Origin of the sequence: Maledivibacter halophilus, from assembly GCF_900167445.1 — a bacterium.
Lineage (GTDB): Bacteria > Bacillota > Clostridia > Peptostreptococcales > Caminicellaceae > Maledivibacter > Maledivibacter halophilus.
In genome coordinates, this window is sequence record NZ_FUZT01000001.1 from 345,520 (window position 1) to 372,145 (window position 26,626).

General features: G+C 30.0%; 22 protein-coding genes and 2 riboswitches. Of the genes, 15 read left to right on the forward strand and 7 right to left on the reverse strand.

The window, feature by feature from the left end; translation table 11 throughout:
- The first annotated feature begins 38 nt into the window (after nt 1-38).
- Nucleotides 39-1,136 (forward strand): ethanolamine utilization protein EutH, encoded by a 1,098-nt coding sequence (gene eutH, locus B5X81_RS01655; protein ID WP_079488853.1) that lies wholly within the window; start codon nt 39-41, stop codon nt 1,134-1,136.
- A 232-nt stretch (nt 1,137-1,368) separates the two neighbouring features.
- Nucleotides 1,369-1,455: riboswitch (cyclic di-GMP riboswitch) on the forward strand.
- A 533-nt stretch (nt 1,456-1,988) separates the two neighbouring features.
- Nucleotides 1,989-3,044, forward strand: coding sequence for an HD-GYP domain-containing protein (locus B5X81_RS01660; protein WP_208984959.1), 1,056 nt, complete (start codon nt 1,989-1,991; stop codon nt 3,042-3,044).
- A gap of 57 nt (nt 3,045-3,101) precedes the next feature.
- Here the strand turns inward: B5X81_RS01660 and B5X81_RS01665 are convergent, their stop codons facing one another.
- The gene (locus tag B5X81_RS01665) at nt 3,102-3,527 is read right to left on the reverse strand and encodes a DUF3842 family protein (protein WP_079488856.1); all 426 of its coding nucleotides are present in this window, start codon (nt 3,525-3,527) and stop codon (nt 3,102-3,104) included.
- Between the two features lie 19 nt (nt 3,528-3,546).
- A complete protein-coding gene (locus B5X81_RS01670; RefSeq protein WP_079488858.1) occupies nt 3,547-4,392 on the reverse strand; it encodes a hypothetical protein in 846 nt (281 codons plus the stop codon).
- A gap of 346 nt (nt 4,393-4,738) precedes the next feature.
- Here B5X81_RS01670 and B5X81_RS01675 point away from each other — a divergent pair, with 346 nt between their 5' ends.
- Nucleotides 4,739-5,215 carry a hypothetical protein gene (locus B5X81_RS01675; protein ID WP_079488859.1) on the forward strand — a complete coding sequence of 159 codons (477 nt, stop codon included), beginning with the start codon at nt 4,739-4,741 and terminating at the stop codon, nt 5,213-5,215.
- Between the two features lie 97 nt (nt 5,216-5,312).
- On the opposite strand, the gene B5X81_RS01680 is transcribed toward B5X81_RS01675, so the two are convergent.
- Entirely contained in the window at nt 5,313-5,648 is a 336-nt protein-coding gene (locus B5X81_RS01680) for a YlbF family regulator (RefSeq protein WP_079488861.1), read from the reverse strand.
- A 299-nt stretch (nt 5,649-5,947) separates the two neighbouring features.
- Here B5X81_RS01680 and B5X81_RS01685 point away from each other — a divergent pair, with 299 nt between their 5' ends.
- The 11 genes from B5X81_RS01685 (at nt 5,948) to B5X81_RS01735 (ending at nt 18,643) form a co-directional block, all read left to right on the forward strand.
- The gene (locus B5X81_RS01685) at nt 5,948-7,051 is read left to right on the forward strand and encodes an ABC transporter ATP-binding protein (RefSeq protein ID WP_079488862.1); all 1,104 of its coding nucleotides are present in this window, start codon (nt 5,948-5,950) and stop codon (nt 7,049-7,051) included.
- A gap of 98 nt (nt 7,052-7,149) precedes the next feature.
- Entirely contained in the window at nt 7,150-8,490 is a 1,341-nt protein-coding gene (locus B5X81_RS01690) for a glucose-6-phosphate isomerase (protein WP_079488864.1), read from the forward strand.
- Nucleotides 8,491-8,544: 54 nt separating this feature from the next.
- On the forward strand, nt 8,545-9,396 hold the full coding sequence (locus B5X81_RS01695) for a class II fructose-1,6-bisphosphate aldolase (RefSeq protein WP_079488865.1): 852 nt from the start codon (nt 8,545-8,547) through the stop codon (nt 9,394-9,396).
- 298 nt (nt 9,397-9,694) lie between these two features.
- The gene (locus tag B5X81_RS01700) at nt 9,695-10,726 is read left to right on the forward strand and encodes a PucR family transcriptional regulator (RefSeq protein WP_170917233.1); all 1,032 of its coding nucleotides are present in this window, start codon (nt 9,695-9,697) and stop codon (nt 10,724-10,726) included.
- 60 nt (nt 10,727-10,786) lie between these two features.
- Nucleotides 10,787-11,043: riboswitch (cobalamin riboswitch) on the forward strand.
- Nucleotides 11,044-11,280: 237 nt separating this feature from the next.
- A complete protein-coding gene (locus B5X81_RS01705) occupies nt 11,281-12,219 on the forward strand; it encodes an ABC transporter substrate-binding protein (RefSeq protein WP_079488868.1) in 939 nt (312 codons plus the stop codon).
- 39 nt (nt 12,220-12,258) lie between these two features.
- Entirely contained in the window at nt 12,259-13,317 is a 1,059-nt protein-coding gene (locus B5X81_RS01710; protein ID WP_079488870.1) for a FecCD family ABC transporter permease, read from the forward strand.
- Complete coding sequence (locus B5X81_RS01715) at nt 13,314-14,114, forward strand: ABC transporter ATP-binding protein (protein ID WP_079488871.1); 801 nt, start codon at nt 13,314-13,316, stop codon at nt 14,112-14,114. Before B5X81_RS01710 ends, B5X81_RS01715 begins: the two co-directional genes overlap by 4 nt.
- Nucleotides 14,115-14,451: 337 nt before the next feature.
- Nucleotides 14,452-15,594 (forward strand): acyl-CoA dehydrogenase family protein, encoded by a 1,143-nt coding sequence (locus B5X81_RS01720; protein ID WP_079488873.1) that lies wholly within the window; start codon nt 14,452-14,454, stop codon nt 15,592-15,594.
- A gap of 246 nt (nt 15,595-15,840) precedes the next feature.
- Nucleotides 15,841-16,647 carry an electron transfer flavoprotein subunit beta/FixA family protein gene (locus tag B5X81_RS01725; RefSeq protein ID WP_079488874.1) on the forward strand — a complete coding sequence of 269 codons (807 nt, stop codon included), beginning with the start codon at nt 15,841-15,843 and terminating at the stop codon, nt 16,645-16,647.
- Between the two features lie 13 nt (nt 16,648-16,660).
- Nucleotides 16,661-17,662 (forward strand): electron transfer flavoprotein subunit alpha/FixB family protein, encoded by a 1,002-nt coding sequence (locus tag B5X81_RS01730; RefSeq protein WP_079488876.1) that lies wholly within the window; start codon nt 16,661-16,663, stop codon nt 17,660-17,662.
- A gap of 111 nt (nt 17,663-17,773) precedes the next feature.
- Nucleotides 17,774-18,643, forward strand: a complete 870-nt coding sequence (locus tag B5X81_RS01735) for a radical SAM protein (RefSeq protein ID WP_079488877.1) — start codon at nt 17,774-17,776, stop codon at nt 18,641-18,643.
- Nucleotides 18,644-19,047: 404 nt separating this feature from the next.
- Here B5X81_RS01735 and B5X81_RS01740 read toward each other — a convergent pair whose 3' ends face one another.
- Nucleotides 19,048-19,422 (reverse strand): winged helix-turn-helix transcriptional regulator, encoded by a 375-nt coding sequence (locus B5X81_RS01740; RefSeq protein ID WP_079488879.1) that lies wholly within the window; start codon nt 19,420-19,422, stop codon nt 19,048-19,050.
- A 327-nt stretch (nt 19,423-19,749) separates the two neighbouring features.
- Between B5X81_RS01740 and B5X81_RS01745 the strand changes: the two genes are divergently transcribed.
- Nucleotides 19,750-21,870, forward strand: coding sequence for an ATP-dependent helicase (locus tag B5X81_RS01745; protein WP_079488880.1), 2,121 nt, complete (start codon nt 19,750-19,752; stop codon nt 21,868-21,870).
- Nucleotides 21,871-22,558: 688 nt separating this feature from the next.
- Here B5X81_RS01745 and B5X81_RS01750 read toward each other — a convergent pair.
- From B5X81_RS01750 to B5X81_RS01760, 3 genes are all read right to left on the reverse strand, one after another.
- Entirely contained in the window at nt 22,559-23,938 is a 1,380-nt protein-coding gene (locus B5X81_RS01750; protein ID WP_079488882.1) for an alanine/glycine:cation symporter family protein, read from the reverse strand.
- 165 nt (nt 23,939-24,103) lie between these two features.
- Nucleotides 24,104-24,940 carry a DNA-binding domain-containing protein gene (locus B5X81_RS01755; protein ID WP_079488883.1) on the reverse strand — a complete coding sequence of 279 codons (837 nt, stop codon included), beginning with the start codon at nt 24,938-24,940 and terminating at the stop codon, nt 24,104-24,106.
- A complete protein-coding gene (locus B5X81_RS01760) occupies nt 24,937-26,211 on the reverse strand; it encodes a sensor histidine kinase (RefSeq protein WP_079488885.1) in 1,275 nt (424 codons plus the stop codon). Before B5X81_RS01760 ends, B5X81_RS01755 begins: the two co-directional genes overlap by 4 nt.
- Nucleotides 26,212-26,626 lie beyond the last annotated feature (415 nt).

Consider the following 26,626-nt stretch of genomic DNA (forward strand, 5'->3'; position numbering starts at 1 on the left):
TATAATAATTCAAAGTAATGATTAAAGGGGGAGAACCGATGAGTATTAATGAAATTATTGTTTATATAATGGTATTCTTTATGGCATTAGGTGCAATAGATAAAATTATTGGAAATAAATATGGGTTGGGTGAAAAATTTGATGAAGGAATTATGGCAATGGGATCCCTTGCAGTGGCCATGGTAGGAGTTGTTTCCTTGGCTCCAGTATTGGCAAAAATATTAAAGCCCATTGTTGTTCCAGTTTATACGGCTTTAGGGGCAGATCCTGCAATGTTTGCAACAACTCTTTTGGCAAATGACATGGGGGGATATCCATTAGCTGTAGAATTGGCACAAAGTCCTGAAGCAGGCCTTTTTGCAGGTTTAATTTTAGGTGCCATGATGGGGCCTACTATTGTATTTACTATTCCTGTGGCCCTTGGAATAATAAGAAAAGAGGATCATAGATTCTTAGCCACTGGGATATTAGCAGGACTTATAACAATACCTATTGGATGTTTAGCAGGGGGACTGGTGGCTGGATTTGAAATTTCAATGATATTTAGCAATCTGGTACCTATTATTATTGTCTCATTATTACTGGCATTTGGACTGTGGAAAATACCTGAAAAAATGATAAAGGGTTTTACAGTATTTGGTAAAGGTGTTGTGGCTGTAATAACTATTGGTTTAGCTGCAATAATTATTGAAACCTTAACGGGAATAGTTGTAATACCTGGTATGGCCCCTGTTTCAGATGGTATTGAAATTGTTGGATCTATTGCATTAATGCTGGCGGGTGCATTTCCAATGGTACATTTTATAACAAAGATATTTAAAAAGCCACTTCTAAAACTAGGTAAATTATTGGGGATGGGGGATGTTGCAGCAGCTGGGATGGTTGCTTCCTTAGCAAATAACATACCTATGTTTGGTTTAATGAAGGATATGGATGATAGAGGTAAGATAATAAATGTTGCTTTTGCAGTTAGTGCATCCTTTGTATTTGGGGACCATCTTGGTTTTACAGCAGGAGTTGCAAAGGAAATGATATTCCCTATGGTTGTTGGAAAGTTAGTGGCAGGAGTTACTGCTGTGGCTCTGGCCTTACTAATAGTAAGTAAGTCTTTAAGTCAAGAACCTAAGAGTATATAGAAGGAGAATAAATAGGTATATATTTATTCTTTATGTATAATTTTTCATTCTAGGTTAAAAGATTTTGAATTTTTACAAGTATTTTATTGAACCTTTGAGCTATAATTGATTTTAAAAATGTCGAAAATCAGAGAAATATGTATATAAATCTATTGAATATTAAATAAATGTGTAGTAAGATAAGTCTAAGGTTTATAAACAATGATTCAATTATACGGTTTTTAATAATATAATCACGATAAGGCAAACTTATTGAAAGATAAGGACGCAAAGTCATGTGTCTAAGGAATAATTGTTCTATGATCGACAGACTGCCGAATGAATGAAAAATACTGTAGCGAAGTTTTTTTGTTGATCTTGTGAGTTATAAGTATTTAATCACAAAAGGCATCTGTGGAAATCATAGATGTCTTTTTATAATGAAACGATGCTATATTCTAATTCGTATATCGTAAAATATCTATGCTTTTATTTTTTAAAGATATATGAATCAACTTTTCAATTTGCTTCCTTGTAAGTATAAAATTATTAGTAATCTAAGTTCTAAATAATTAGATGAGGAAATTGCATAATACATGTAAAGAATTTTAAAATACAAAATATAGTAGAGAAAGTCAGGCCAGTTATCTACATATTGCATTTTAAAATTAATAATGTAAATTATGCAAGTTTCTCAGATGATTGTATAATTGAAATTTGTAACAATTGCATAATATATATGGTAATGCTCTGGAGATTTTAAATATAATAGTATTTAGTTTTTTATAAGAGGCAATTATGCAATTTCCTTAAAATAACATAAATAAAGGTGATATTATGAGAATTGTGTATTCAAAATCTTTAAAACCTGGAATGGAATTAGCGAAACCTGTTTATGGAAAAGATGGTGAAAAACTATTGCATGGAGGAGTAATATTAACTAGTAGTTATATAAAAAATTTACAAAAGAAAAATATCCCTGCTGTCTATATAGATGATGAAATATCCGATGGAATAGAAGTTGAAGATGCTATTGATCTTGAAGTTAAGGTTCAGGCTGTTGAAACAATAAGAAAAGTCTTTGATAATATGAGTACAAAAAAAAATAAAAGTAGAAATTTTTGTAATAGATCAAATAAAGATATTAAAAATACTATATATGGAATAATGAATAATTTGAAAGAAAATAATGGAAGCTTATTTAATATGGTGGAGATAATGAGTAAAGATCTTGCAACTTATAATCATTGTGTTAATGTTGCAGTATTGACTATAATGACAGCGAGAACTTTAGGATTAAATGAAAAACAAATAGTAGATATTGGAATGGGAGCGTTAATGCATGATATAGGATATTCTAATGTCACCTCTGAAATTATTAATAAGCCTGGTCAGCTATCTGATGAAGAATTTGAAGTTATAAAAAGACATACTATATATGGTTATGAAATGGTTAAAGAGGATTCAGATGTTTCTGCTATAATAAAAACCATTATATTAATGCATCATGAAAGGTTAGATGGTAGTGGATATCCTCTTAGAATAAAGGGAGATAAATTAAACAAGTATGTAAGAATTGTATCAATATGCGACATGTTTGAGGCATTGACATCTGATAGAGTCTATAGAGAACGAATGCCGGTATATAAGGCTTTAGAGCTTTTATCGTCTAAAACAATATCGGAATTAGATTTAGAAATATACAAACATTTTATCAAAAATATTGCAATATACCCTCAAGGGACAGGAGTTCTTTTAAACACAGGAGAAAAAGGTTTAGTAGTTGAAAATAATAGAAATAATCCAACCAGACCAAAGGTAAGAATCATTTTTAATAGTGAAGGAAGTTTTCATGTAGGGTTTAAAGTTATTGACTTAATGGAGGAGCTCACTATCTTTATTGAAGATAATTGTGAACTTAGATACTAATTTATAAATAATAAATAATCTTGAAAGCTTAATATACTCTCAAGATTATTGCTGTATTTAAGAGAGTTTTTCAATATTTTTTTTAATGTCAGAAACAATTTCTTCTATTATATTTTTAATTTTTAAATTTATAGTTCCAGGGATATAAATTCCATGCTTTTGCATGGGAATAATATATTTTGTACAGTTTAAATTGAATACTGACTGTGAAATTGATGAAGTAATTTCTCCTTTGATTCCACCGCTGCAAATTATTCCAATAGGTCCTATTATAGAGTCTAAACTATTTGTGTTACAAAAATTACAAATGGAATTTTCACCGGTTAAGCCATGATTTGCCCCAGCCTTTAACATATTAGATGTAGCTGTTGGGTTGGTACCTAATGCTGTTATATGAATATTCAAACCAATTTCTTTTCTAATTTTTTTAATGACAGTTTTTCCTAATCCTGCTCCTTGAGCATCTATTACTGCAATTTTCATAAGTTTCCTCCTCAATATTTTATCTTTTAGTATCTAATATTGTTTTCGATAAAAACTCTTCATCCCATTCTTCAATTAAATTGGCAGTAGGAGCTAAAATGTACAAAAATATTGATATATCATAGTTTTCTAGATACTTTACATAAGTCCTTCCCTTTAAATTTATAATAGGAAAGTCTTCATTATTATAGTATTTATCTATAGGTCTTCCATATTGAATATAGGAAATATATTTCTTCTTGAATTTATGTATAGGACTGTTGGTTCTAATTGTAGAGTCTACCTTAATCCAATTTTGATGATTAATATAATTGACATTATATTGAATACTATCTACTAAAACATCAAATACCATTTTTTTCTCTAGACAGCCAAAGCTACTTAGTACTAATTTCTCCTGATCATATTTAGGTACCAAAGCAATTTCATCTAAGTTAATCTTTCCGTTACCGGAAAAACCAAAGGGAGGGGCTGCAGACTCATTTTTTTTAACTAGATAACCTCCATAAAAACTACTAAAATACTTAGAATTTGGATTAAAATATGAGGAAGCACCATCCTTTAGATTAAAGCCTCCAAAATTATATAGAATAGTTAATGAAAGACTTTCATCTGCATATTTTGAAAAACCTATATCATCATTAAAAGTCATGACAAAGGGATACCAATCCCTATCTTTTGTGGTTAATCCTCCAGGGATATGAAGCTTTATATTATTTTTATTCATTAAACTTTCTTTTTCATGGAGCTTACTATAAAAGAACATAGTTATATAACTCCTTATTGGAAACCATAAGGGTGTATTTAAAATAATAGTAGTTCCTAATATAAAAATAATTAGTAATCTAAAAATTTTTTTCCTCATAAGCATCTCCCAATATTAATCTTATCTTTATTCAATAATAATACTTATATATATAATTTTCAAATATTTAATGGAATTGCATAATTGAGCAAATTGCATAATTACCTTCCAAAAAGATTATCTACTACATATAGTTTTAAAATCTTCAAAGCCATACCATATATATTATGCAACCCAGCCAAATTAGAGTTATGCAATTTCCTCAATTGTCGTATAATTGTCCCCAATTTAATTTATACAATTATCTTTTCTGCAAATTATTTTCACATTAATGTATTTTATACATATTATGGTATTGAACGTGAAATCCATTAAAAATTAGAATATATCAAGAGGTGATTTGTAAATGGAGAAATGTTGTAATCACAACAATGACTATGGTGAAATGATGCCTATGGAAAATATTAGACCTGCGGAAAATATTAGACCTACAGAAAATATTAGACCTATGGAGAATATTAGACCTATGGAGAATATTATGCCCATGGAAAATATTATGCCAATGCCACCAATGCCACCAATGCATGGTATGTATCCAATGGATCCGATGTCAGTAATGGCTTCAATGTGTGCAATGGCTTCAATGTGTGCCATGGCTTGTATGCAGCAAATGGGGTTAATGCAGCCAATGAATGATATGTTTACGATGGGAGCAATGTATCCCATGAATGAAATGTATCCTATGGAAGATGATCAATCTATGCAGCAAATGAATAATATGTATGACATGGGACTAATGAATCCTGCAATGGGTCCAATGGGGAATATGAATCCTGCAATGGGCTCAATGGGTAATATGAATCCAATGTTTCCCATGAGATAAAAATGGATTAATAAAAATATTTGAAAGGTTCCTGTTTAAGTAGAAAGACAGGAACCTTTTTTATATATGATATTCTCATATGCAATTTGCCCAAATATTACTTCTCGAATTGTGAGTTTAATAAATCGTTTATTGTTTTATATAGCTTAAACATCATGTCATTGAATTCTTTTCCTGAACTAAGTAGTTTATGTATCTCAGGAAATTTAGAAAGTTTTTTAAAGCTTCTATTTAAATCTGATGTAAGCCAATCGTTTTTTTCACCTCTCATATTCATATTATATAGGTCTATTTGTTTTTTTTGAAAATCTTCTAACTCTTCTTTTAAGTCTGGATATTTATTGATATTGGCTTTAGCTTTTTTAAATTCTTTAAATTCATTTGTTTTACTAATTGAGTTAACTAATTCATTAATTTCCTTTTCAAAAAACATACATTCAACTCCTTAATTTTACAAAAATTGTATAATTGCTTCTTAAACATTATATTCTTTTGAGGTTGTATCTATTACGTAATATATATGATTTAAACATTAAAACTTAAGTTTTAATTTAGTTGTGTAAATTGTACAATCCTTACCAATATCTTTGTAAGCTTTGTCAATATATTAGATTTAGTTTATATAGTAAAATTAAAGTAAGTTGTTGTGTTAGTTCCTATAGGGGGAGTTTTAATATTTCCCTAAAGTTTATTTAAAATAAATTATAAAAGATAAAAGGGGAGAAAAACAATATGTCAGGACTAACTTTGAATAAAATTAACAAAATATATCCTAATGGATTTCATGCAGTAAAGGATTTTGATTTAGAAATAGAAGATAAGGAGTTTATTATATTTGTGGGGCCATCGGGGTGTGGAAAATCTACTACTTTGAGAATGATAGCTGGACTAGAAGAAATATCATCGGGAGAGCTATATATTGGAGAAAATTTGGTGAATAACGTTGCTCCAAAGGATAGGGATATTGCCATGGTATTTCAAAACTATGCACTGTATCCTCATATGACGGTTTATGATAATATGGCATTTGGGCTAAAAATGAGAAAAGTTCCAAAGGCTGATATAAAGGAAAAAGTAGAAGCTGCTGCGAAAATATTAGGAATAGAAGATCTATTAAAAAGAAAACCCAAGCAGTTATCAGGTGGACAAAGGCAAAGGGTAGCATTGGGAAGGGCTATAGTTAGGGAGCCTAAGGTGTTTCTAATGGATGAACCTTTATCAAACCTTGATGCAAAACTTAGAGTACAGATGAGGGCAGAGCTTAGCAAACTTCATCAAAAACTTAAAACGACAATTATATATGTAACCCATGATCAGACAGAAGCCATGACAATGGGAACAAGAATTGTTGTTATGAATGATGGAATAGTACAACAGGTAGCAGATCCCCAAACTATATACAATTATCCGTCAAATATATTTGTAGCAGGATTTATTGGCAGTCCTCAAATGAATTTTCTAGATGGAGAAATTTATGAAGAAGATGGAGAAGTAGTTTTTAAGTTTAAAAATAATTTAGTAAAATTACCAAAGGATAAAGCTGATATATTACGTCAAAATAAACAAATAAATAAAGAAGTGATATTAGGTGTAAGACCGGAAAATATAAAAAACAAATCTGACTGCGATCAACAAAGTACATTTATAAGCACTAAGGTTGAGGTTAAAGAACAATTGGGATCAGAGACATATTTATATCTTGATCTTGATGTAAAAAAATTTATTGCCAGAGTTAAACCAACATTTAATCCCGAGATTGATGAAACCATTGATATATGCTTTGATATGGATAAAATTCATATATTTGACAAAGAGACTGAAAATGCGATATTCTAATATAATGGAAAAGTAGAAAAATTAGTTAATATTTTTCTACTTTTCCATTATAATAATTACATGAGATAATTTTATAAAATAATATTAGGAGGTGTATCATGTCAAATATTTCATTTGATTATTCTAATTCATTTTTAGAAAAACATGAAATTGAAAATGCAAGAGAAATAGTTTTAGCAGCCCACAAGAAGCTCCATGAAAAAACAGGTGCAGGAAAGGACTTTTTAGGTTGGATTGACTATCCTGTGAATTATGACAAGTATGAATTTGAAAGAATAAAAAAAGCTGCTCAAAAAATAAGGAATGACACAGATGTATTCTTAGTAGTAGGTATAGGTGGCTCATATCTAGGGGCTCGGGCAGCAATAGAAGCTTTATGCCATTCCTTTTACAATATGCTTTCTAAAGACAGAAAAAATGGACCGGATATTATTTTTGTAGGGAATAATATTAGTGGTACATATCTAAAGCATTTAATGGAAGTTATAGAAGGAAAAGATATTAGTATCAATATAATATCAAAATCTGGAACAACAACAGAACCAGCAATAGCATTTAGAATATTAAAGGCATATATGGAAGATAAATATGGCAAGAATGAAGCAAGGAAAAGAATATATGCTACCACAGATAAAAGTAAGGGAGCACTAAGGGAATTATCAAACAAGGAAGGATATGAAACCTTTATCATTCCCGATGATGTAGGAGGAAGATTTTCAGTATTTACTCCTGTGGGTATGTTACCTATAGCTGTTGCAGGTTTAGATATAGAAAGTATGATTGAAGGAGCCAAAGATGGAAGGCAAGAATACATGGAAGAAGATATCCACAAGAATTGCTGCTATCAATATGCAGCCATAAGGAATATTCTTTACAATAGGGGAAAGTCGATTGAAGTATTGGTGAATTACGAACCATCCCTTCACTATATATCAGAATGGTGGAAGCAACTTTATGGAGAAAGTGAAGGAAAGGATGGAAAGGGAATATTCCCAGCAGCAGTTGATTTTTCAACGGATTTGCATTCTATGGGACAATATTTACAGGATGGTACAAGACATTTGTTTGAAACCGTATTAAATATAGAAAGAGCGAAGGAAGATATAGAAATTATAGAGGATAAAGCTAATCTTGATGATTTGAATTACTTAAGTGGAAGAACTATGGACTATGTAAATAAAAAGGCTTTTATTGGGACACTTTTTGCCCACGTGGACGGAAGCGTACCAAATTTAATAATAAATATACCAAAGATGGATGAATACTACTTTGGGAAATTAATATATTTCTTTGAAAAGGCATGTGGTATAAGTGGATACATCTTGGGTGTAAATCCATTTAATCAGCCTGGAGTTGAAAGCTATAAGAGAAATATGTTTGCACTTCTTGGAAAGCCAGGATATGAAGAATTACAAGAAGAATTAAAAAAAAGAATCTAAATTTTTTAGTTGAACATCTATATAATGTAAATTTAAAATAAAGGGTGGGATAATATGTTAGTTACAGGAAAAGAAATACTTAATGATGCACATGAAAAAGGATATGCAGTAGGAGCTTTTAATGTAAATAATATGGAGCAGGTACATGCAATAATTGAAGCGGCAGAGGAAACAAAATCTCCAGTAATAATTCAGGCCAGTCAAGGGGGATTAAAATATGCTGGAGTAGAGTATATAGCGGCTATGGCAAAGGTTGCAGCAAAAAATTCATCAGTTCCAGTAGCAATTCATCTTGACCATGGAACAGATTTTAAACAGATAATGATGTGTCTTAGAAATGGATTTACATCAGTAATGATAGATGCATCCCACTATGAGCTTGATGAAAACATAAGAAAAACAAAACAGATAGCTGATATGGCCCATGCTGTAGGAGTTTCTGTTGAAGCAGAGCTTGGAAAAATTGGTGGAGTTGAAGACGATATAGCAGTAGATGAAAGAGAAGCTACTTTTACTGACCCAGATGAAGCTGAAAGATTTGTCAGAGAAACGGGAGTGGATTATTTGGCAATAGCAGTTGGTACTGCCCATGGGCCATATAAAGGAGAGCCAAAGCTTGACTTTGATAGGATAAAGCTTATAAAGGAAAGGCTTAATATGCCATTGGTTTTACATGGTTCATCAGGAGTTCCAGAGGAAAGTATAAAGAAAGCAGTTAAACTTGGAATTAACAAAATAAATATAGATACCGATATTAGAATGGCCTTCCACAAAGCAGTAAAGGAGTTTATAAAAGAAAATCCAGATGTATATGATCCAAGGAAAATAGTAGGTCCAGCTAAAAAGGCAATGAAGGAAGTTATCGCTGAGAAAATGAGGATGTTTGGATCAGAGAGTAGAGCATAGAGATAGATTGTTTTTTAAAAAGAAGAAGATATTTAAATATCTTCTTCTTTTTATGATTTTAAGTTATTTTTTATTATATAATTAAAATATAATGAATTAGAATGCAAAGTTAAACATCATAAAAACTCCTAGGACTATAGAAATTTTTATGATGCTTAAAATAAAGTGTGAAATTATTTAACTATAAGCAAAGATATTTATTTGATTTTGCTTAAAGCATGCATCAAGTTTTATAATAATATAAAACTATATATAAAAGAACCACAGACATTTTGGGTAACGAATGGGTGGATTAATTATGGATATAAAAAAAATACGATTTTTATTTAATAAAATTCTAAATATTGTTGATGATGAAATAAATCTTTTGGATGATAAAGGATATATTATAGAAAGTTCAAATTTTGAAAAAATAGGGGAATATGATAATAAATTTAATTTTAAAAAGATTAATAATAATATATTATCAGCACAAAACACCCTATATTATCCAATTATTATTGAGTATGGTAAGACTTTAATAATATCTATTAAAGGAAATGAATATAAAAATAAGAAATTATTACAAGTTATAGGTCTTTTTTTAACAGAAAATTTCAAAAAATTAACCAAGGATGATTTTATTAAAGGAATTATATTTGAAGAATTTAGTAAAGACGAGATAAAGGAGTTTTCTGGTAAGTTCGGTATACAATATAATTCTAAAGCAAAGGTTTTTCTTATAAAAATTTCAGAGGATAATATAGATGATGTTGAAAATATAATTTCCAATATATATCCAGAAGAAATAGTTATAAGATTAGATGGTAATACTTTAGCATTTATAAAAATAATTGGAAATGATGAATATAATGATGAAATTCCACGGAATATTTATGATACTATTTTTTCAGAGCTTCTCTACGAGCCTATAATTGGTGTAGGAACTACAGTGCAAAATATAATTGAGCTTAATGAATCCTATAAAAGAGCAAATATATTAATAAAACTAGGGAAGAAGTTTATTAATAATAATAAAATATATGATTATGATGATTTACTTTTGCCTATAGTTATTGATAAATTGGATATTAACTCATTAAAAGATTTAATTAAGTCATCTGATTATAATTTAGAGGAAATATTAGCAGATAATGAACTCTTACTGACTGCAGATAAGTTTTTGGAAAATAGTTTGAATATAAGTGATACAGCTAGAAAATTATATATACATAGAAATACGTTAATTTATAGATTAAATAAGATAGAAAATATTACAGGACTAGATTTAAGGATTTTTAAAGATGCAGTGAACTTTAGTATATTAATGACTGGAATGAAGTATTTATAAAAACCTTGACATAAAACCTTTATAAGTCTATAATTCATGGTGAAGAGACATATTAAAAATGAATATTTATATTGCTTAGATTCCTAAATTTAAGGATTAAAAGGGAATCTGGTGAAAGTCCAGAGCGGTCCGGCCACTGTGAATGGGGAGTACCTTCAATGTGCCACTGTCTAATATTCAACTCTAAGCTTATTTAATTGGGACATTAATTACTATTTTTATTTGCTATATTATTGATAGAGTTGAGTTTTTGATGGGAAGGCGAAGAAATGCTATGATCCATAAGTCAGGAGACCTGTCTAAGCATTTACGCACCAACCTTCCGATGAAAGGGAATATGCATATATTGGAATAGACTTATAGTAGTATGCTATGGAATTTGAATTAAAAGCTCTTACCTTCATTGGAGGAAAGGGCTTTTGTATTTTGAAATTCTTCACATGTAGTATGCAATTTCCTCAAATATTTATAACACAAAAAGAAGGATTTAAATATTTATAGCTTACAATTACAAATGCGTTATTGAAAGCATTTATCCATGGAGGTAGATTAAAATGTTTAATAAGAAGAATAGAATAATTTTATTATCCATAATAATTGTTTTAATATTATCATTTTCAGCCTGTAGTGGGCAAATTAAGGAAGATAAAAAACCCATAGTTTCAGGAACAGAAAATGATACATATCCAATTAAAGTTATAGATTCATATAATAGGGAAGTTACAATAGAAAGTGAGCCCATGAGGGTGATATCTGTAGCGCCTAGCATAACCGAAACTATTTTTGTACTAGAGGTAGAGGATAGATTAGTAGGTAGAACGGATTATTGCAATTATCCACAGGAAGTTGAAAATATTGAATCAATTGGAGGACTTCAAAACCCTAATATTGAAAAAATTATTGACTTAAAGCCAGATTTAGTTATAGCTTCAACACATTTTGAAAAGGCTGTTTTGGAAAAATTAGAAGAAGCGGGTATAAAGGTAGTTGTATTTTATGGAGAAGAAAGCTTTGATGGTGTGTATGAAGTAATGGAGAAGGTTGGTCAAGTATTTAATGAAAAGGACAAAGCTAATCTTATTATATCAGATATGAAAAACAGAGTTGAAAATGTAATAAAAAGAGTCAAAGATTTAGATGAAAAGGATATCTATTATGTAGTAGGATTTGGTGATGGGGGAGATTTTACAGCTGGAGGAGATACTTTTATAGGAAGCATGATTGAAATGGCAGGAGGTAGAAATGCTGCAGATGATATAGAGGGATGGAAATATAGTCTTGAAGGACTCATAGAAAAGGATCCTGACATTTTAATATGTTCAAATGAAGATGGGACTAAAGAAAGTCTTATGAAGGCAAATGGCTACAAGGAGCTTACTGCTGTTAAAGAAGGAAGGGTTTATGAAATAGATAAGGACTTACTTCAGTTACAGGGGCCAAGGCTTGTAGAAGGTCTTGAAAAATTATCCCAAATAATACATCCCTCAAAATAAAGATGAATAAATTTAAAATTAAAATAAAGAGGAATTAATATGTCATATATGAAAAAAAGAAATTATTTTAGGCTATTGTTTATTGTAATGCTCATTATATTATGTTTTTTTATAATATTTGTTAGTACTCTAGGGGTTGCTAGAATTCCCCTTAAGGAATCAATGAAAATAATTTTAAATAATATTCCTTTTATAAAAAATAAGATTTCTCTAGAGGGTATAAGCTCATCTCATGTTGTAATAATAAATAAAATTAGATTCCCAAGAATTATATTATCTGCACTTATAGGTATGGCTTTAGCTGGTTCGGGAGTAATTTTCCAAGGAATTTTCAAAAATCCAATGGCTGAACCCTATGTACTAGGTATTTCATCTGGAGCAGCCTTTGGAGCAACTTTAGCAATCGTTCTGGGTATTCAATCTACAATTTTAGGTATGGGAGCAATATCGATAATGGCTTTCCTTGGAGCTGTTACTACTACTTTTATAGTTTATAATGTGGCTAGAATAGGCAATAAGACCCCAGTAGTAACTTTGCTTTTGGCAGGTATAGCTTTGAGTTTTTTATTATCGTCTTTAATATCCTTATTTATGACATTTAATAGGGAACAGGTTGAAAAAATAGTTTTTTGGACAATGGGAAGTGTTTCTTCTGCCAGTTGGAAGCATGTAATCATATCATCACCAATAATATTATTAGGTTCAATAGTTTTTATAATATTTTCTAGAGATTTGAATGTCATGCTTTTAGGGGAAGATTCAGCTAAAAATTTGGGTGTAGAAGTTGAAAAGTTGAAAAAAATTCTTTTGATTATAGCTTCTATAGTTACGGCTTCGGCAGTAGCAGTAAGTGGTATTATTGGTTTTGTGGGGTTAGTAATTCCCCATATAGTAAGATTAATCGTAGGACCGGATCATAGAGTCCTAATTCCATTTACGCTAATATCGGGAGCACTTTTCATGATTATAACCGATACCTTAGCAAGAGTTCTTATACCTCCTGTTGAAATACCAGTGGGGGTTATAACATCACTTTTTGGAGCACCTTTTTTTATTTATTTACTATGTAAAAATAAAAAGAAAAATTATATGGGGTGAAAAGATTGAATTATCCAATTAGTATAAATAATTTGGATTGGAGCTTTGGGTATAATGAAATATTGAAAAACATAACTGTTAATATAGAAAGAAATAAGTTCACTTGTATTATAGGGCCAAATGGAAGTGGAAAATCAACATTTCTAAAAAATATATTAAAAATATTAGAGCCCGAGAAAAATAAGGTTTTTGTTTTTGATAAAGATATTATTTCTTATAAATACAAGGATTTATCGAAAAAAATTGCTTCTGTTCCTCAAAATACAGTAGTGGATTTTAATTTTTCCGTAATGGATATAGTTATGATGGGTAGATCACCATATTTAAATAGATTTGAGGCTGAAGGCGAAAAAGACCTAAAAATATCAAAGAAAGCCATGGAAATGACAGATACATGGAATTTACGAGATAGAACTATTAACACATTAAGTGGAGGAGAAAGACAAAGAGTAATAATTGCCAGGGCCCTTGCCCAACAGTCAGACATCTTAGTGTTAGATGAACCCATTTCAAATCTTGATATACATCACCAAATTAATTTACTTAATATAACAAAGGAATTGTCTGAAAAGGAGAATATCACAGTAATAGCAGTACTCCATGATTTAAACTTTGCTATACAGTATAGCGATTATTTAATACTTATGAACGAAGGTAGAATAGTTGACGAGGGTTTACCTAAAGAGGTTATAACCCACGATAATATAAAAAATGTATACGATATAGATATTCATATTATGAATAATCCTATAACGGGAAAACCCCATATAATACCTATTACTGATACTACCGCTTAAAATAAATTGATATTTATTATATTAATGATAGAAAATAGATATTTAAATCAAATGAGAAACTTACATAATAAAGATTATTAATTTTAAAATTCTTTACATGTATTATGCAATTTCCTCAAATAATAAAAGCTTTTATGAAAGCCTTATCAAAGCATATTATTTTACAGCACCTACTTTTTATGAAGTAGGTGTTTTTTTATAATTCATAGTATCTTTTTAGGTACTATATTACAAAAAAGTGCATAATTGCAAAAAAGAATTTTACATTCTATAATGCAATTAGATGGAAAAATTATTTATTTAAAAAAGGAGTCAATAATTAAAAGGGGGATTTAGCATGTTTGAATTTTTTAATGAAGATCAAAAAATGATTAGAAAAGTTGCCAAGGAATTTGTGGAAAAGGAAATTGCTCCTTATGCAGCTAAATGGGATGAAGAAGATTCTTGCCCTGTTGAACTATGGCCTAAATTTGGGGAAATGGGTTTTTTGGGTATATTTGTCCCTGAGCAATATGGTGGACCAGGACTAGGAATAACAGAAAGAGCTATTGTATTAGAAGAAATTGCATGTCACTCAGCGGGATTAGCAATTGCAATAATGACTCATGATCTAGCAACTGCTGCTATTTTGAATTTTGGTACAGAGGAACAAAAAAAGGAATATCTTCCTTTGCTAGTTTCTGGTTCTAAAGTTGGTGGTTTATCAGTTACTGAACCTACTGGAGGTTCAGATTTAGTAAATCAAGCTACTACTATTGAAAAGACTGAAAACGGATATGTTTTAAATGGTAGAAAAGTATTCATCACAAATTCTCACATTGCTGATATTAATATATGGACTGGTACATCAGGAGTTAATGAAAAAGGACGTAAAAAGCTTAGTGCAGTACTTATCCCTCCTGGAACACCTGGACTTTCAGCTGGAAGAAAAGAAAATAAATTAGGTTTAAGAGGTTCAATAACAGGCGATTCAATTGCCAATGAAGTAAAAGTTTCACATGACTGTTTAATAGGCGAAGAAGGAAAAGGATCAGTTGTGGCTTTACATACTATAGGTCACTTTGGTAGATCAGGTATGTCAGCAATAGCAGTTGGAATATTACGTGGATGTGTAGAAGAAGGAATTAAGTTTGCTAAAGAAAGAGTTACTTATGGTAAGCCTTTGGCTAAACTTCCAGCAATACAAGAAATGATTGCAGAAAATGAAATTGATTACGAAGCTGCCAGTTCAATGCTTTATAATGCTACAGCTATTTATGATAGAGGAGAAAATGCTGTTCCAAGGCTTGCAGCGGCAAAATATTTTTGTACAGAAGCTGCTGTTCGCTCTTCAAGACGTACAATAGACTTGATGGGGGGATATGGTGTAATTAATGAATATCCAGTAGGAAGATTCTTAAGGGATGCACTAGCAAATATTCCATCCGGTGGGACTTCTCAAATTATGAAAATTATTGTGGCGGGTAATTTATTGAGGTAGGGTATCTGTGGTCTAGTAGGAGATGTGAATTTTCTACTAGATTACAGAATGTTTCATACTTTAAAATTATTATTATATATATTTCTTCTTAGAAAAAATATATGGTAATAGCATATTACAAAAGTTCAAATTTGAGCTTTTGAATTGAATTTTTGTAATATGTTAATGAAACGCAAAAGAAGTCATACAGTTTATTATCGGTTGTTAAATTAATGATTAGTTGATAAATTAAGAAAGGAGAATATCATGGCATTAAATATTGCAGTATGCATTAAGCCAGTACCTGATTCACAATACTATGACAAAATAACTATAGACCCAGTAACAAAACGAGTGAATAGAGAAGGGATTCCAACTGTTATTAATGATTTAGATAAACATGCAGTTGAAGCGGGATTGACATTAAGGGATAAGTTTGGTGGTAAGGTAATAGTGTTTACAATGGCTCCTGATTTTGCAAAGGAAAATTTAAGAGAAGTTCTAGCAATGGGAGCCGATGAAGCCTATCTAATTAGTGATAGAGAATTTGCCGGTGCAGATACATGGGCTACCTCTTATACATTGGCTAGTGCTATTAAAAAGATTCGAGATTTTGATGTGATTTTATTAGGTAATCAAAGTGAAGATGGGGGAACTGTTCAAGTCCCAAGTCAATTAGGAGAATGGCTAGATATTCCACACTTGATTAATGTAAAAAGCTTAGAATATGATGGTGAAATTGTATCTGTAGAAACTAAGATGGATAATGGTTCAATAAATTATGAAGTTAAGCTGCCAGCTTTATTTGGAGTAACTCGTGATGGGAATAATCCAAGAATGGCAAATGTTATGGGAATGCTCAAGGCAAAGAAAAAGCCTTTGACTATATTTAGAGTGGATGATTTAGATGTAGATAAAAATAAGATTGGTTTAATAGGTTCTCCAACAAAGCCAGGAGATATATTTTCACCTGATCTTAAACGTCAAGGAAAGCTTCTTGACGGTACACCAGAAGAAATAGTAGATAAAATTATAGTAGAAATAAGAAAGAGTGGAATACGAATTGAGGAGTAATGGAGGTGAAATAATGAATTTAGAAGCTTATAAAGGTATTATGGTATATTCAGAGATAAACGGAGAAAAGATAATAGACAATTCCCTAGAATTAATTGGTGAAGCTAAAAGATTAGCAGCTAAGCTTGGAAATGATACTAAAGTATTAGCAGTTTTAATTGGAAAGAATGTAAAGGATTTTTCTAAAGAATTAATAAACTATGGTGCAGACAAGGTTATTATTTTTGAAGATAATAAGCTGGAGTATTATAGACCAGATTTATATTCAGAAGCACTTGAAAAAATAGTCAATAAATACAAGCCAGAGATAGTATTAATAGGTGCTACTTATCAAGGGGAAGAAATAGGACCAACTACAGCTAAAAAATTAGATACGGGTATGGCAGCTCACTGTGTAGAGCTTAGAATTAATGATAAAAGAGAGCTTGTGCAGGTAGTTCCTGCCTTTGGGGGAAAAGTACTGGGTGATATTTTATGTCACGACTTTCGTCCACAAATGGCAAGTGTAAAGGCTGGCCTTATGAAAAAATTACCATATGAAGAAAGAGAGGGAATAGTTGAAGAATTTAACTGTGCTATTAGAGGATTTGGAGATAATATAAAAGTTAAATCTGTAAATGTGGAAACTAAAACACTTAAATCATTAAATGAGGCAGATGTAATTATTGGTGGAGGATTTGGAATAGGAAGTAAAGATGGATGGCAAGAGCTAGAGAAGCTTGCTAAACTTTTAAATGGAGCCACGGGATGTACACGTCCTGCTCTTGATGAATCTTGGACAGAAGATGAACATACTATGATAGGTACCAGTGGAGTAGCCGTAAAACCTAAGCTTTATATTAATGCTGGTATTTCAGGTGCTGCCCACCATACATGCGGTATTAAAGATGCTGATGTGATTATAAGCATTAATAAGGATGATAGTGCTTCAATATTTGATGTATCGGATTTCAAAGTGGTAGCAGATTGGAAAAAAATTATTCCTTTATTGAATGAAAAGCTAGAAACTCTTTAATTATCATAAAATTTTATATATAATTGCTTATAAGAGAAAGAAGTGGCATAAGTCATTAGTCACTTCTTTTTGTTTATCATAATAAATTATAATGGAGAAGGAGCTTAAGCTATGAGATATGAAGGTTCAGTATATAGGCCACCTAGTGAGGCAAGAAGCCTTATTATACAAGTAACCATAGGTTGTGCCCATAATGAGTGTACTTTTTGTAATATGTACAAGGATAAAAAATTTAGAATAAGAAAACTGGAAGAAATAGTAGAAGATTTAAAAGAAGCGAGGGAATATTATAAAAGCATTAAAAGAATATTTTTAGCCGATGGAGATGCTCTTGTATTAAAAACTGAAGACTTAAAAAAAATATTGACTGCAATAAACGAGTTGTTTCCAGAATGTGAAAGGGTTGGCATATATGCTGCTCCTAGAGATATTCTTAATAAATCAATAGAAGAGCTTAAAGAATTAAATCAGGCAGGTATTACAATTGCTTATTTGGGAATTGAATCCGGTAGTGATGAGGTATTAAGAGAGATAAAAAAAGGAGTAACTTCTAAAGAAATGATTGAGGCAGGGAAGAAGGTTGTTTCTTCTGGTATAAAATTGTCGGTAATGATCATATCAGGTTTAGGAGGTAAAGAAAAATGGAAAACCCATGCTTTAGAATCAGCTAAAGTATTGAATGAAATAAATCCTGATTATTTAGCACTGCTTACACTATTATTACATCCTGAGACTGAAATGCATGAAAAGGTACAATCAGGTGAATTGGAATTGTTAACACCCAATGAAATTATGCTAGAAACAAAGGAATTGATTAGTAATTTAAATCTTTCTAATTGCGTTTTTAGGTGCAATCATGCCTCAAATTATTTAGTTTTAAGTGGAACATTGCCTCAAGATAAAGAAATTCTCCTTGAACAATTGAACGAAGCAATGGATGAAAAATATGACTATAGAGATGAATTTTTAAGAAGATTGTAATAAAGCTTAGATATTAAAGTTTATTGTTGAATGTCATAATTACCTTTTCAAAAAACTAACTATCACATATTGTTTTGAAATCTTCGAAGCTATACCATCGAAATATATTTAATTCTAAATAATTAAATTAAGGATAATATTCGCATATGCAATTTTGCCAAATTGGAGTTATGCAATTTCTTCAATTAATATGCAAAGTGCTAGTTCATTTAAAATGTATAAAGTTTTACGTAAATATTAAATAAATCCGACAAAGATATAATAAAGAGGATAATATTTATATATAAAATTTTAATAATGCAATAATAGAAAAACTAGCACTTTGTATTTAAATAATTGAAGTTGTTTATCTTAAGATTTATTTAATAATTGTCCTATTTAATAAATCTTAATGGGTAAGGACACTATAATTTGACAGTTTTATTTTCATAAACACTTAAATCAACTTCCACATCAAAAACATTTGAATATTTTATGCCCCATTTAAACATTAAGCGTAAAATAGGAAGAACGGTTTTCCCGTATTCGGTTAAGGAATATTCAACTTTTGGAGGAACTTGTGGATATACTTTTCTATTTATTAAGCCGTCAGCTTCTAGTTCTCTTAATTGTTGAGTTAACATTTTTTGAGTTATTCCAGGAAGTCTTCTTTTTAATTGACTAAATCTAAGAATCTTTTCTCTTAATTGCCATAAAATTATACTTTTCCATTTGCCGCCAATTAGGTCTATTGACAATTCAAGAGGGCATTGGTAAGTTTTATCTTGTATTTTGGACAATTTTGAAACCTCCTTCAATTAATATAAAGAAATTTAAATGGTATATATATTGATACTACTATATAGGTAAGATACAACAAAAAAAATATAGCTTTATATAATAATACTGTCTACACTTAAATTATATCATGCAATAAAGTAGAATTCAAAAACCTAAGTCAATATATAAAGTTTTCTATAAATAGTCAATTATTCCAACTTACAGCGATATTCATAGATTTAATTTTTTGTCTACTAAAACTATACTTTAAGAAAATTAATTCCATTTTCAAATTATAAAATTCCTATATGTTATAATAGAATTCGTAACGTAGGGAGGAAATCTAAATGAGTATAAAATTTTTTGATTTTTTAAAAACAGAATTTAATATAGATTTCAATGAAAAACAAAGAACCGCTATTTTGCAAAAGTATGGTCCAGTATTAGTTTTAGCAACTCCAGGGAGTGGAAAAACCACTGTTTTAAATGCCCATATAGCCTATTTAATATTTAATTACAATGTAAATCCAGAAAATATACTTGCCCTTACATTTAGTAAAGCGTCAGCAAAGGATATGAATGACAGATTTTATGAAACCTACGGTGGTTTAATACCAGATGGAATTAAATTTTCTACTATACATAGTTTTTCTTATAAAATTATTAGATACTATTACTATATTAATAGAATAAATTATCAGCTCATAGAGGGAAATAGAAGCCGTTATAATAAAAGATCTATACTTCAAAAAATATATAGAAGGGTAAATAGAAGTAATATCAATGATGATAAATTAGACGAGCTGTCCAATTCAATAAGCTTTGTCAAAAATCTCATGATTAATTTTAAAGATATTAACGATTATAAATTTCAAGCTAAAAATTTTGATAAAATTTACAAGACTTATGAGGATTACAAGAAAAATAATGAATATAATATGATCCTATTAGATTTTGACGATATGCTTATTGAAGCAAATAATATTTTAGAGAAAAATCAATATATACTAAAGAAATATCAGGATCAGTATAAATATGTCATGATGGATGAGGGACAAGATACCTCTCTTATTCAAAACAAAATAATTGAAAAAATTGCTTTGCCTAAAAACAATTTATTCATAGTCTGTGATGATGATCAATCGATTTATGGTTTTAGAGGAGCTCAGCCTAAATACTTATTAGATTTTAAGGAAAGATATAATGATGCAAAAATTATATTTATGGAGCAAAATTATCGTTCAAGTAAAAATATTGTAGATATTAGCAATAAAGTTATAAATAATAATTCCATTAGATATCCTAAAATGATGTTTACAGTAAATCCTGAAAGTGGCCCTATTAAAATAGTAAAGCTAAAGACAGAGAAAGAGCAGCTAGACTATGTTGTAAATTCAATAAAATCTGATGAATATTTAGATGATATTGCAATTTTGTATAGAAATAATATATCTGGTATAGGTTTAGCACAAAAGCTTTATGAAGAAGATATTTCATTTTATATGAAGGATTACCATAGAAATTTTTTCAGCCATTGGGTTTTAAATGATATACTAAATTTTGTTAGATTTTCATATGATGATAGAAGTATTCCTTTACTGCAGGCTATTTATACAAAATTTGATTCCTATATATCAAAAAAGGAATTGGAGTTCCTTAAAGAGCAGGATGTGACAAAATCAGTTTTTGATAATCTTGTTAAATATCCACATATGAAGGCATTTAAAAAAAGAAATCTAAAAAGATTTAAAAAAGATTTTAAAAAGTTAAAAAGGAAATCACCATTAGAAGCCATTAGATTTATCCGATATGACTTAAAATATGAAGAGAGATTAGAAGGATATTCAGAGCTTACAGGTTATTCTATGGAAAACTTAAGATATATACTCAATACACTTGAAGGAATATCTGAAGATACTTACTCAATGGAAAATTTTGTAGACAAGCTTAATAATTTAAAAAGAATTATGCATGAATCCAGAAAAAATAGAAAAAATGGTGCGGTAACCCTCTCTACACTACATTCGTCTAAGGGATTAGAATTTAAAAAGGTATTCATAGTAGATTTAATAGAAGGACAAATTCCAACAAAGGAAAGTATAAAGCGTGAAGCCATGGGAGACAGCTTGGCTCTAGAGGAAGAAAGAAGATTATGCTATGTAGGGATGACTAGAGCAAAGGAAAAACTAGAGATGCTGACTGTAGGATATAAAAATAATGAAGAGGTTCTTTCTTCAAGGTTTATTAAGGAAATAGAGAAATGCATACTTGAAAACAAGAAAGTAAGCTGCTCACCATCATTAAAAAAAGATTCCATAGTAAGACATAAGAAATTTGGTTTAGGGATGATTAAAGATATAAATGATTCTATGATTATAATTGATTTTGATAAAAGAGGAGAAAAACAATTGTCAATAGATATGTGCATAAAAAGAGATTTGCTAGAGATTATTAAGTTAGATTGTTAGTAATATATAAAGCAGTGAACTACTCACCACTTGCTTACGCAGAAGTGGGAGCTTCTAGTATCAAGTACTAGAACTTTTCCTGTTTCCTAGAGTTGAGCCTTCTATATTAGCAAGGTCTTATTTGACTCTCTACAGGCGTAACTTTCCCTTGCACCGAGGGTAGATGCCGATGTTATCGGTTTCTTAAGTGCCTTGGATATTTTACGCAAGGAAGGCAATGCTTGGTTTTCGCTATTGTCGGATTCTCCTTGCAACCTTATATATCCAGTTATCAAAGAACTATCATAGTTACATTATATCATAAAATCAATTATATCAAATCATTGATTTTATAGTGCTTACATCTCCCGCTTATAGAAGATAGGAGACTTACGCACAGTGGTTAAAATTTTTTGGGTTTTTAACTGAGCAAATTGCATAATTACCTTCTCAAAAAACTAACTACTACATATTGTTTTAAAACCTCCGAAGCTATACCACCAAAATATATTTTATTGTAAATAATTAAATTGAGGATAATATTCGCATATGCAATTTTGCCAAATTAGAGCTATACAATTTCCTCAGCTATATATAATTTTTATAAAAAAGATGATTAACAATCTCCTATTTTGCAAGGGCCTGCTAATCATCTTTTTACCTTTAGAGTCTTTGACTCCTGTTTTCTGATATCCTTATTATATTAATATTAAGAAGGGATTTTATCTTTCTGTTCGCTTTGCTTTGTCATGGCAAATATAACCGGACTAAGGGCAAGAAGTCCAATAAGGTTTGGAATAGCCATTAAACCATTAAATGTATCGGATATATTCCATACGAAATCAGATTTATAAATTGAACCAAGAAATATAAGAACAACAAAAACCCATTTGTAGACTTCAACGGTTCTGATTCCCGCAATATATTCAATACATTTAGAGCCATAATAATACCATCCAAGGATTGTTGAAAAGGCAAAGAAAATAAGGCCTACGGATATTATTATCCCACCTATTCCAGGAAAGGCAGTATTAAATGCAGTTGTTGTTAAGGCTGCACCATCTAATCCATTGGCAACTGTCATTGCTCCTGTAGTAGGATCAAGTGTTACTAGACCAGATATAAGAATAACTAATGCAGTCATTGAACAAACTACCAGTGTATCTAAGAAGGAACCTAAAGAACCTATTATACCTTGTTTTACAGCATCATCATTTCTAGAAGCTGCATGGGCAATTGGGGCACTACCTAATCCTGCTTCATTAGAGAATACACCACGGGCAACTCCAAATCTAATAACCGTACCTAGTAAACCACCGCCAACAGCCTTTGTTGAGAAAGCATTTGTAAAAATCATTCCAAATGCATCTGGAATTGCAGCTGCATTTCTAAATAAAATAATTAATGAACCGATTATATATACAATTGCCATAAATGGAACTATTTTTTCAGTAACTTTTCCTATGCTCTTGATTCCTCCAATTATAACCAGTGCAGCTGCCAAAGCAACTATTATACCTGTAAACATGACTGGAAAGCCAATTGAAGTGTTAACAGAGTCTGCAACGGAATTTGCTTGAACCATATTGCCAATGCCAAAGGATGCAACTGCTCCAAAGAAGGCAAACATCCATCCTAACCAAGCCCAATTACCACCATATTTTTCATTCATACCAAATTTTATGTAGTACATTGGTCCCCCAGATTTTTCCCCTTTTTCATTAGTGATTCTGTATTTAATTGCAAGTAGGGCTTCTCCGTATTTTGTTGCACCTCCAACTGCTGCAGTAACCCACATCCAAAAAACTGCACCGGGACCACCGGCTGCAATGGCACTAGCCACGCCGGCTATATTACCTGTACCGATTGTTGCTGCAAGGGAAGTCATTAAAGCTTGAAATGGAGTAATATCTCCTTCACCTTTATGTTCCTTTGAAAACAAAAGTTTAAAAGCATATCCCAGCTTTCTAAATTGTACAACCCTTGTTCCTAAAGTGAGGGTAAGACCAGTACCCACAAGGAAGAATATCATGACTCCTCCCCAAGCGAAGCTATTAATTTTACCTATAATTGCATTTAGAATTTCCACTAATTAATCTCCTCCCATATATATAGTTATAAAAACAAAAAAACCTTCTTAATCCCCCCCTTTTTATATAAGTCACTTAAATTTATTATAAAGGACGAGTTTCAGAAGGTTACAGAAGGTTTCAAAAGGTTACTTAAAAAGTATGAAAAATTATGAAGAATCAGACTATTGAATTTTGCTATAGTATATTAGACCATCAATAAATTTTCTTATGCTAACTTTTCCTCGGTTTTTTCCTTTCCCACGTATGTAATCCATTTCAATCCTAATTTCCTTAAAATCGTATAATCCGTTTGAATATTCTAAAAAAATATAATTTAAATTATCTTCAATACCTAAATGAGCCAGATTAATCATTCCCTTTATTGCTGCCCGTCGAATTCTTTGTTCAACAGTTTTTGGATTATTACTAAACTTTTGGCATATTTCTTTAATAGTATAATCTGATAAACTAGAATTTGAATTAATTAAATATTTTATAATAGAAATTATATCTTTTGTACCAATTTCTCCAACTATACCGATGCATTGAAGTATAGATTTTAATTTATTTTCGTAGTCATGTATATCTGTTTTTTTAGGATTAGGTTCAGTTATATTGAAAAGTTTTTTGATTTCACTAAGCTTATGCTCATTATCCAGTTTTTCTTTAACATATTGAAGTACATTTTGTACTTCAATGGCATTTATAGGTTTTTGAATATAAAATTCAATACCACTTTCGTAAGCTTTACTTATCATATCCTTAGAAGAAACCTGTGAGATCATAATAAATGCAATATGGGAATTATTTTTTGCAATATCCCTAACAAGGGATATACCATCTTTTTCTGGAATAAATAAATCTACAAGAACAATGTCTGGTTTTAAATTTAGGATTTCTTCGAAGGCTGTGGCTCCGTCTAATGAATATCCTAAAACTTCACCCAAAGTTCTGTCATATATAATTTTATTAAGAATTTTAACAATATTTAAGTCATCTTCGACTATGAAGTATTTCATATATTCACCTCAATTTCTTTCTTAGGTATATAAATTTGAAAGCATGTTCCTTGACCTAAGGAAGATTCAACTTCTATCTTTCCTTTAAAGAAATTTTCAACCATGTCTTTAACTAAACTTAAGCCTAGCCCACGATTAATATGTCCGGTTTCATAATCAATTTTAGTTGAAAAGCCGGGCGAAAATATAAATTCTAAGTCTTCTTTATCTATACCACAGCCATTGTCAATTACTTTGAAAACATGTTTGTCCCCAAGGCTTTCATGAATAAGTGTAATTTTTGAACCTCTTTTATTCTTACTTAAAGCTTCAAAGGCATTTGTAATAAGATTTCGAAATATTGACATAAGTTGATAATGTTTATTTGTATAAAAGTCGCTATCTCTTTTAATAGAAAAATATACTTTAAGATTTTTATGTCTAATTTCATTTTGCATTTTTTCTTCTAATATTTTGCTTATATCCTTAAAATACATTCCGCTATCTTTGTAACGGTTTTCAGTAATTTCACTAACGCCTCTAACTACTAGTTGGTATTCTTTTTTTATTTCATGTACATCGCTTGCTATTTTTAATGCTCTTTTATACCAAAAGTCAGGATTTTTATTATCTCTTATTTCTTCAAAAAGTTTATAGGAATCCGACATAACTTCTTCTACTTTAGTCATATTTTTAGACATCCAATACATTTCAGATTTTAAAATCATTGTGAGCCATAGGAGTTTTCTATACCTTTTTTCATGTTCAGAGGTTAATAGGAGCATTCTATAGTATTTAATAATAATTAAAATAATTAGTATAGCAATTGAGCGAATTAAAGCTACTACCAATAGATAAATTAACATATTAAAGTAGAAGGTATAGTTGTAATAAATTATTCTTATGGATATTTCGATTATATTTGCAGAAAAGTCAGATAATAATGTTACAAAGAAACAAAAGCCTATATCTAAAGAATCCTTTTTTCTGATTAAGATAAAGAGGACTAATCCGTAAACAATATAAAAAAAGATTTCTGGTATATAAGAGCCTGTGACTTCAATTATGAATCCATTTGCAATAAAGAGTATTATGGATCTCCAAATATATATTGAAATTGATACAATAATTGACATAATAATAGGAGAAATATCTCTGTTTAAAAAAAGAAATGAACCAAGGGCAATAATTGCACAAGTGAAGCGAAAATCAGAGAATAACATATCTATATAGAATTGTGAAGATAAGGTAACAATTATAACTCCTAATATTAACTTTTTAAATTTACTCATAATTAATCTCCTATAAAAATACATACTAAAAATTTTGATGTAATACAATTATTTTATATAATAAATTTTACCAATACCAGTAATAAATATCAACTTTTTGAGGATACTATTTACGAAAAAAGTATATAGAGCAAAAATTAATAATTATACATAAAATAATTTTTCTATATTTAATTTATTTTTTAAAATTAAAATATTTTAAGATTAATATTCTAACAAATATATAATTATAAATATGTTTATTAGAATATTAAAGTTCTTGACATGGAGCCAAACAATATATATAATAAATTCTAAAAACATTCGTAAATTTTTCAAATTTATAGGAGGTTATATTAATTATATTAGTGCATATATATATAATTTCCTTTATAAAATTTAACATGACGACTTTATTGAATTAAATTGGTTTTTA